We start from the raw sequence: 8,376 nt of genomic DNA, 5'->3' as shown, positions 1-8,376 counted from the left end.
CCCAGCGGCACCGGCGCCTCGGCCAGCGGCGAGGACAGCCGGAGGAATCCGCTGCGCCAGCACCTGCGGGTTCCGCTCCCCTCTCCGACGGCCGCGCCCTGGGGCTCCTCCGCACGCCGCGCGGAGCGCAGCGTCACCCAGATCTCGGCCGGGGCGGCGGGCGGACCCTCCGCCAGCACGTGCTGCAGCGCGCCCTCCAGCTCCTCAACCCCCTCGCCGATGAGTTCGCCCAGCGGGCGCCCGAGCATCGCCGCACGGGAGACGTGGAACGCGCCCGCCGCGGAGCCGTTCACGACGGCCGGGCGCAGATCGGCGTCGACCAGGATCACTCCCCAGGTGGCCTCCTGGAAGAGGCATTCGCTCAGCGCGATGGAGCGCTCGAGGTCTATCTGCGCGCGCATCTCGCTGAACGCGCAGTAGACGCCCTTCGGCCGGCCGTCCGCGCCGGTCACACCGGAGGACTGCGTGCGTACGAGCACACGGCCGCCGTCCTTCGTCAGCAGCGCGAACTCGTGCACCTGCCGCCCCGGCGCGTGCATCGCGCCGAGCAGGCGTGCCTGGATCTGCTCCGCGTCGGCCTCGCGCACCGCCCAGCCGGCCAGCCCCTGGCGTCCCACGGCTTCCGCCGCCGTCCAGCCGAGGATGCGCTCGGCCTCGCGGTTCCAGTGGGTGACGACGCCGCCCGCGTCGAAGGCGCACAGTGCCGCGTCCATGCCGTCGAGCAGTGCGGCCAGCAGGAGTTCGTCGTCAGGCGCGCCGTTGTCGTCGCCGTCGCCGTCGGACGACGAAGCGGTGTGGGTCTGGGATCGAGCGGCCACGTGAGCACCCCCGGCTGAACGCGCAGACCGCCGACCTGCTGCTGCGCATACCCGTCATTCAACTCGAACGTGACCCAGCACACACCGGATTCAACGAAATCGTTGCCGCCCCGAAATTCGCTTGCGACTCTCCGGGCCGCTGCCTAGCGTGCGGTGTACACGAGAAAGGAGGTGATCCGGTAGATGATGCTTACCCGGACGCGTGAGGTGGCTGCGGTCTAGCGCCGACGCCACAGTGTGACGCCGGTGTCACCGGCCAATCTCCATGCAGTCACCCGACCCGCGGGCTCGTCGGACTCGTCCGACCGGCGCCGCTCGCCCCGGCGAGCGGAGCAGCCCGCGGGTCGTTCTGTGTTCAGGGGCAGAGCCGGTCGACCGTCCAGTCCCCGGCCGCGCCGCCGCCGGTGCGGACGTAGCGCAGCCGGTCGTGCAGCCGGTTCTCGCGGCCCTGCCAGAACTCGACCGATTCCGCACGGATCCGGAAGCCGCCCCACTGCGGCGGCGCCGGGACGTCCTCGCCCTCGGGATAGCGGGCCGCCAGCTCCTCGTAGAGCCGGTCCAGTTCCGCGCGGGACGCCACCTTCGAGGACTGCTCGCTCGCCCAGGCGCCGAGCTGGGAGCCGTGCGGGCGGGTACGGAAGTAGGCGGCGGTCTCGTCGCGGCCGATCCGCTCCGCGGTGCCCGCCACGATGACCTGGCGGGCGATGGGGTGCCAGGGGAAGAGCAGCGAGGCCTGCGGGTTGGCGTCCAGCTCCCGGCCCTTGCGGGAGCCGTAGTTGGTGAAGAAGACGAAGCCGCGCTCGTCGTACTGCTTCAGCAGGACCGTGCGGGAACTGGGGCGGCCCTCTCCGTCGGCGGTCGAGACGATCATCGCGTTCGGCTCGTGCAGCCCGCTCGCCGAGGCGTCCGCGAACCAGCTCGCGAACTGTCCGTACGGATCGGGCGCGAGGTCCCCCTCCGAGAGCCCCTCGGCGCGGTAGCGCGCGCGCATGGCGGCCGGGTCGAGGATGGTGAGCGGCGTGAGCGGCATGCCGCGGGCGGCGTCATCGTCAGCGTGGGACACGCACTCATCTTGCAACATCGCGCCGCGCGCCTCGCGGTGTTCACCGCTCCCCCCAATACGCAGCAGGCGACGAAACCGCAGGAATCGGCCGCCGCACCGCTGTGGCCCTCGAACACCAGCGGTTATGGTGTCAAGCTCGCCCAGGCCCGGTGACCACTGTGAGGAGCTGCCCGATGTCCGACTTCGTACCCGGACTCGAAGGAGTCGTCGCGTTCGAGACGGAGATCGCCGAACCCGACCGCGAGGGCGGCTCGCTCCGCTACCGGGGCGTGGACATCGAGGATCTGGTGGGTCACGTCTCCTTCGGCAACGTGTGGGGACTGCTGGTCGACGGCGGATTCAACCCCGGGCTGCCGCCCGCCGAGCCGTTTCCCATCCCCGTGCACTCCGGCGACGTCCGGGTCGACGTCCAGTCGGCACTGGCGATGCTCGCTCCGGTCTGGGGCTTGAAGCCGCTGCTCGACATCGACGCCGACGAGGCCCGCGAGAACCTCGCCCGCGCCGCCGTGATGGCGCTGTCGTACGTGGCGCAGTCGGCACGCGGACAGGGCCTGCCGATGGTGCCGCAGCAGGAGATCGACATGGCGGACACCGTCGTCGAGCGCTTCATGCGGCGCTGGCGCGGCGACCCGGACCCCAAACACGTCGCGGCGGTCGACGCGTACTGGACCTCGGCGGCCGAGCACGGCATGAACGCCTCCACCTTCACGGCCCGCGTCATCGCCTCCACCGGCGCCGATGTGGCGGCGGCGCTCTCCGGCGCGGTCGGCGCGATGTCCGGGCCGCTGCACGGCGGTGCGCCCTCCCGGGTGCTCGGCATGATCGAGGAGATCGAGCGTACGGGCGACGCCGACGCCTACGTGAGGCGGCAACTGGACCGCGGCGAACGCCTGATGGGCTTCGGGCACCGCGTCTACCGCGCGGAGGACCCGCGGGCGCGCGTGCTGCGGCGTACGGCCAAGGAGCTGGACGCGCCGCGCTACGAGGTCGCCGAAGCCTTGGAGCGGGCGGCGCTGTCGGAGCTGCACAGCCGCCGCCCCGACCGGGTGCTGGCGACCAACGTGGAGTTCTGGGCCGCGATCGTGCTGGACTTCGCCGAGGTGCCGGCGCAGATGTTCACCTCGATGTTCACGTGTGCCCGTACGGCGGGATGGTCGGCGCACATCCTGGAACAGAAGCGCACCGGGCGGCTGGTGCGGCCCTCGGCGGCGTACGTCGGCCCGGGCCCGCGCGACCCCCGCGAGGTCACCGGCTTCGGCGAAGCCCGCCACTGAGCGCCCCGGCGGACCTCCGATTGCCCCTGGGCCTGGCGTCCCGGGAGATCCTTCCGGCGCAGCCAGGCGGAAGCCCCGGGAGCCGGCCGGGTGGGGGTTCCCGGGCGTAGCCCGGGAGGGGGCCGCTCCGGTCTGCCAGGGGTGACCCCGCGACGGTCCGCCGGAGCACGGCGCGTCAGCGTCGCAGCGCGTCCCGGACGATCAGGGCCCACTGGGCGATGACCCGCGCGCGGCGCGCGCTGTCGTCGGTCAGCAGGTTGGCCAGACCGAGGCCGCGGGCCATGTCGAGCAGTCCCTGTACGGTCTCGCGCACACCCGGCACCGCCTCGTCGGCGCCCAGCAGCTCCACCGCCATGCGGTGCGTCTCCCGCCCCATCCGCGCCTCCAGCGCGGTGACGCGCGGACCGAGCTGCGGCTCGTTGGAGGCGACCACCCACAACTGCAGGGCGGCGCGGAAGAGCGGACCGGTGTAGAGGCCGCACAGCATCTCGACGGCAGCCTGGGTGTCCGGCGGCGTCGGCAGCGCCCGCAGCGCCTTGGAGCGCTCCTCGGCCACGTACTCGACCGCCGCCGTGAACAGGTCCTCGCGAGTGGGGAAATGGTGCTGCGCCGCGCCCCGCGAGACCCCGGCGTGCTCGGCGACGACCGTGACCGTGCTGCCCGACCAGCCGTGCTCTGCCAGGCAGGTCACGGCCGACTCCAGCAGCCGCTGCCGCGTCGCCCGGCTGCGGTCCTGCTTGGGGGCGGCGCCCCGGGTGTTCACGGCACCCATGAGGGTTCCCGTCGTTCGAGGAAGGCGGTCATGCCCTCGCGCGCCTCCTCGGAGGCGAACAGCCGCGCGGACAACTCCGCGAGGCTATCGGTGTCCCGGTCGAATACCCGCAGCACCTCCGCCGTGACCAGCCGCTTCGACTCCGCGAGCCCCTGCGGGGAGCCGCGCCGCAGACCGTCCAGTACGGGCACGAGCAGCTCGTCCGGGTCTTCGCCCGCCAGCGTCACCAGCCCGATGCGGGCCGCCTCCGCGGCGTCGAAACGCTCGCCGGTCAGGTAGTAGCGGGCCGCCGCGCGGGCGTCGAGGCGCGGCAGCAGCGGCATCGAGATCACGGCCGGCGCCACGCCGATCCTGGCCTCGGTGAAGGCGAAGCTCGCCCCGGGTCCGGCCACCGAGATGTCGCAGGCACCGAGCAGTCCGGTGCCGCCCGCCCGTACATGGCCGCCGACCCGGGCGACGACGGGCACGGGCAGCTCGACGATGGTGCGCAGCAGCGCGGCGAGGTCGGCGGGGCTGCCGCTGCCCTCGCGCAGGTCGGCGCCCGCGCAGAAGGTGTTGCCCGTGTGGGTGAGCAGCACCGCGCGGGTCTCAGCGTCGGCGGCGGCCCGCGCCAGCCCGGCGTGCAGCTCGCCGACGAGTCGCGCGGAGAGCGCGTTGCGGTTGTGGGGCGAGTCGAGGGTGAGGGTGGTGATGCCCTGCTCGCAGCTGCCGCGCACCAGCGGTCCGGTGTCGCGCTGTGGCTGTCCGGCGGTTTCCGTCACGTGTTGGTCGCCCTCTCCGTCGTCGCTCTGTCACCGGCCGTCGCCTGCGCGCCTGGCACCTTCGCGGCCTTCGCCGACGCGGCCGCCGCCTTCTCGGCCTCCGCGGCGCGCAGTTCGCGCCGCAGGATCTTGCCGCTGACGGCACGGGGTACCGACGCGGCGAACTCCACCCTGCGGACCTTCTTGTACGGGGCGACCCGCTCGGCCACGTACGCCAGCACCGCCTCCGCGCTCAGCTCCGCCCCGTCCTCGTCCGGACGCCGCACCACGAACGCCTTCGGCACCTCCTGGCCGTCCTCGTCGAGCACCCCGATGACGGCGGCGTCCGCGATCGCCGGATGCGTCAGCAGCACGGCCTCCAGGTCGGCCGGGGCGACCTGATAGCCCTTGTACTTGATGAGCTCCTTGACGCGGTCGACGACATACAGCCAGCCCTCCGCGTCCACCCGGCCGATGTCCCCGGTACGCAGCCATCCGTCGCCGTCGAGCATCGCGTCGGTCTCGCCCGTACGCCCCAGATAGCCCTTCATCACCTGCGGGCCGCGGAAGAGCAGTTCGCCCTCCTCCCCCACGCTGAGATCACGGTCGGGGTCCGCCAGGGCGACGACGCGCATCTCGGTGCTGGGCAGCAGCTTGCCGACCGCTCCGGCGGGAGAGGCGACGGCGTGCCGGGGCACCACATGGGTGGCGGGCGACAGTTCGGTCATCCCGTACGCCTGCATCACCGTCGGCAGCCCGAGCCGCCGCGCGCAGGCCGTGGCCAGCTCGGCGTCCAGCGGGGCGGCCGCGCTGAGCACGAACTCCAGCGAGGACAGGTCGTGCCGGTCCACCTCGGGGTGCTTGGCCAGCGCCAGCACGATCGGCGGCGCGACATAGACGGCGTTCACCCTGTGCGTCGCTATCGCGGCCAGGAACTGCTTGAGGTCGAAGCGCGGCAGCACCACGACGGTGGAGCCGTTCCGCAATGGTGCGTTCAGCAGGGCGGTCAGCCCGTAGATGTGGAAGAAGGGCAGCACCGCGAGCAGCGTGTCCTCGGGCCCGCTGGGCGTCAGGGAGTGCAGCTGGGCGAGGTTGGTGGCGATGCTGCGGTGGGTGAGCATGACGCCCTTGGGGGTGGCTGTGGTGCCCGAGGAGTACGGCAGCGCGGCCAGGTCCTGCCCGGGATCGATGGTGACCACCGGCTCGGGCGCCGTACCGTCCCGCATGTCCAGCACCGAGCGGTGCCCTTCCGCGCGGTCGCAGACGAATATCTCCGCCACGCCGCCCGTCCACTCGGCCGCCTGCCGTGCCGTCCCCAGCAGCGCCGAGACGGTCACGATCCAGCGCGCGCCCGAGTCGCGCAGCTGCCGTGCCAGCTCCTCGGCGGTGGCGAGCGGATGAACGGTGCTCACTGCCGCGCCTGCCCGGGTGGCTCCGTAGAAGACTGCCGGGAAGGCGATGCTGTTGGGGCTGTGCAGGGCCAGCACGTCCCCCTTGCGCAGCCCGGCCGCCGCCAGTGCGGCGGCGATCCGCCGGGAGAAGGCGTCGAGCTCCGCGTAGCTGAGGGTGGTTCCGTTGACGCCGTCGACGAGCGCGGGCCGGGATCCGTACTCGGCGGCGGAATGGCCGAGCACGGCCTCGTGGATCGGCTCGTCGACGACGGGGACATCGGCGTACTCGCTGTAGAACACCATGCGGATCCTCCCGGAGCGGCAGCGGTCGTGCGGCAGCGGCCAATTGTCCTGAGGTCCGCTGCCCGTGTGCCGTGACCGGCAATGTTTGCCCGTCAAGGAGCGTCGTCCAGTGCGTGCGATCGCAAGGCGGCCGGAAGTCCTTGTAGCGGAGCTACCAGGGCTTTTGGCCAACGCCGCGTGGGGGCACCTCCCGGCCGAAGGCTGGGGGAGTGCGTGATGGACGACGCGACAGGGCAAAGGTTGCCGGGAGGGGCACTAGAAGGGTCAGTACGACTTGGGCAGGCCCAGGGTCTGGTGCGAGATGAAGTTGAGCACCATCTCGCGGCTGACCGGTGCGATACGGGCGACCCGTGCCGCCGTGATCATGGAGGCGAGGCCGTACTCGCGGGTGAGGCCGTTGCCGCCCAGGGTGTGTACGGCCTGGTCGACGGCCTTGACGCAGGCCTCGCCCGCCGCGTACTTGGCCATGTTGGCCGCCTCGCCCGCGCCCATGTCGTCACCGGCGTCGTACAGGGTGGCGGCCTTGGACATCATCAGCCGGGCCAGTTCGAGTTCGATGTGGGCCTGGGCAAGCGGGTGCGCGATGGCCTGGTGGGCGCCGATCGGCTCCTTCCACACCTGTCGCGTACGGGCGTAGTCCAGGGCCTGTTCGAGCGCGTAGCGGCCCATGCCGATGCCGAACGCCGCCGTCATGATGCGCTCGGGGTTGAGTCCCGCGAAGAGCTGAAGCAGTCCCGCGTCCTCGTCGCCCACCAGCGCGTCCGCAGGCAGCCGGACGTCCTCGAGGACGAGCTCGAACTGCTTCTCCGGTGCGGCCAGTTCCATCTCGATGGGGCTGCGGGTGAAGCCGGGCGCGTCGCGCGGGACGATGAACAGACAGGGCTTGAGCTTGCCCGTACGGGCGTCCTCGGTGCGGCCGACGATGAGGGTGGCGTCGGCCATGTCGACACCCGAGATGAAGACCTTGCGGCCGGTGAGCAGCCAGTCCGCCCCGTCGCGGCGGGCGGTGGTGGTGATCCGGTGGGAGTTGGAGCCCGCGTCGGGCTCGGTGATGCCGAAGGCCATCTTGCGGGTGCCGTCGGCGAGTCCGGGCAGCCACTCCCGCTTCTGCTCCTCGGTGCCGAACCGGGCGATGACGGTGCCGCAGATCGCGGGCGAGACCACCATCATGAGCAGCGGGCAGCCGGCGGCGCCCAGCTCCTCCAGCACGATGGCCAGTTCGGCCATGCCGCTGCCGCCACCGCCGTACTCCTCGGGCAGGTTGACCCCGAGGTAGCCCAGCTCGGCCGCCTCGGCCCACAACTCGTCCGTGTGCTTGCCGTCGCGCACGACGCCGGTGAAATACTCACGCCCGTAGCGCTTCCCCAGTGCGGCGACGGCCGCGCGCAGGTCACGCTGTTCCTCGGTCTCCAGCAGGGCGGTGGTCATGTTGACTCCTTCTCCGTGACGACGGCGAGCAGGGCACCGACCTCGACCTGGCGGCCGGGTTCGGCGTGGAGCGCGGTGAGGGTTCCGGAGACGGGGGCGACGATCTTGTGTTCCATCTTCATCGCCTCCAGCCACAGCAGTGGCTGGCCCGCGGTGACGGCGGCGCCGACGGCGAGCCCCGGCGCGACCCGTGCGACGGTCCCCGGCATGGGTGCCAGCAGCGAACCGGGTTCGGTGCCGGCCTCCGGTTCGCGCAGGCGGGGCAGTGCGGTGAAGGCGTGGGCGCCCAGCGGCGGCGGTGCGTCGACGTGGACGTGCGCGCCGTCGGCTCCGTAGCGGGACACCTCGAAGTCACGCCGCACACCGTCGATCTCCAGGGCGACGCGGTCGGGCGTCGCCCGCAGCAGGCGCAGCCGCACGCCGGGGAAGTCCTCGGCCACCAGGCCGTCCCGGGTGAGGCGGTAGCGGACCTCGGTCTCCTCGCCGTCCGAACCGTCCCGCCCGACCCGGTAGGTCTTGAGCTGGGGCTGCGCGGGCACGTTGCGCCAGCCGCCGAGCCGGCCGGTGACGGTCGCGCCGCCGGCGCG

At 72.5% G+C, this 8,376-nt stretch carries 8 protein-coding genes; 1 reads left to right on the top strand and 7 read right to left on the bottom strand.

Features of this window, described 5'->3' with window-relative positions; all coding sequences use genetic code 11:
• On the bottom strand, window positions 1–818 hold an 818-nt coding region (locus ACRDP3_RS27730), incomplete at its 3' end, for a PAS domain-containing protein (RefSeq protein WP_431519767.1).
• 355 nt (window positions 819–1,173) lie between these two features.
• Window positions 1,174–1,809, bottom strand: a complete 636-nt coding sequence (gene pdxH / locus ACRDP3_RS27725) for a pyridoxamine 5'-phosphate oxidase (RefSeq protein WP_431519768.1) — start codon at window positions 1,807–1,809, stop codon at window positions 1,174–1,176.
• A 245-nt stretch (window positions 1,810–2,054) separates the two neighbouring features.
• Here pdxH and ACRDP3_RS27720 point away from each other — a divergent pair, with 245 nt between their 5' ends.
• Window positions 2,055–3,155, top strand: coding sequence for a citrate synthase 2 (locus tag ACRDP3_RS27720; RefSeq protein ID WP_431519766.1), 1,101 nt, complete (start codon window positions 2,055–2,057; stop codon window positions 3,153–3,155).
• Between the two features lie 175 nt (window positions 3,156–3,330).
• On the opposite strand, the gene ACRDP3_RS27715 is transcribed toward ACRDP3_RS27720, so the two are convergent.
• The 5 genes from ACRDP3_RS27715 to ACRDP3_RS27695 all read right to left on the bottom strand — a co-directional run.
• Window positions 3,331–3,927 (bottom strand): TetR/AcrR family transcriptional regulator, encoded by a 597-nt coding sequence (locus ACRDP3_RS27715; protein ID WP_431519765.1) that lies wholly within the window; start codon window positions 3,925–3,927, stop codon window positions 3,331–3,333.
• Window positions 3,915–4,688, bottom strand: coding sequence for an enoyl-CoA hydratase family protein (locus tag ACRDP3_RS27710; protein ID WP_431519764.1), 774 nt, complete (start codon window positions 4,686–4,688; stop codon window positions 3,915–3,917). The genes ACRDP3_RS27715 and ACRDP3_RS27710 overlap by 13 nt, the downstream gene beginning before the upstream one ends.
• Complete coding sequence (locus ACRDP3_RS27705; RefSeq protein ID WP_431519763.1) at window positions 4,685–6,361, bottom strand: 4-coumarate--CoA ligase family protein; 1,677 nt, start codon at window positions 6,359–6,361, stop codon at window positions 4,685–4,687. Before ACRDP3_RS27705 ends, ACRDP3_RS27710 begins: the two co-directional genes overlap by 4 nt.
• A 264-nt stretch (window positions 6,362–6,625) precedes the next feature.
• A complete protein-coding gene (locus ACRDP3_RS27700; protein WP_431519762.1) occupies window positions 6,626–7,789 on the bottom strand; it encodes an acyl-CoA dehydrogenase family protein in 1,164 nt (387 codons plus the stop codon).
• Window positions 7,786–8,376 (bottom strand): acetyl-CoA carboxylase biotin carboxyl carrier protein subunit (locus ACRDP3_RS27695; protein WP_431519761.1); only part of this gene is annotated, 591 nt, incomplete at its 5' end. The genes ACRDP3_RS27695 and ACRDP3_RS27700, both read right to left, overlap by 4 nt.

Origin of the sequence: Streptomyces sp., assembly GCF_050698815.1 — a bacterium.
GTDB lineage: Bacteria > Actinomycetota > Actinomycetes > Streptomycetales > Streptomycetaceae > Streptomyces.
This window is presented reverse-complemented; position numbering and strand designations above follow the sequence as displayed.

Excerpts from the sequence above, each read along its gene's own strand:
- pdxH (WP_431519768.1), bottom strand. The coding sequence starts at position 1,809 with ATGCGCGCGCGCTACCGCGCCGAGGGGCTCTCGGAGGGGGACCTCGCG.
- ACRDP3_RS27720 (WP_431519766.1), top strand. The coding sequence starts at position 2,055 with ATGTCCGACTTCGTACCCGGACTCGAAGGAGTCGTCGCGTTCGAGACG.
- ACRDP3_RS27715 (WP_431519765.1), bottom strand. The coding sequence starts at position 3,927 with ATGGGTGCCGTGAACACCCGGGGCGCCGCCCCCAAGCAGGACCGCAGC.
- ACRDP3_RS27705 (WP_431519763.1), bottom strand. The coding sequence starts at position 6,361 with ATGGTGTTCTACAGCGAGTACGCCGATGTCCCCGTCGTCGACGAGCCG.
- ACRDP3_RS27700 (WP_431519762.1), bottom strand. The coding sequence starts at position 7,789 with ATGACCACCGCCCTGCTGGAGACCGAGGAACAGCGTGACCTGCGCGCG.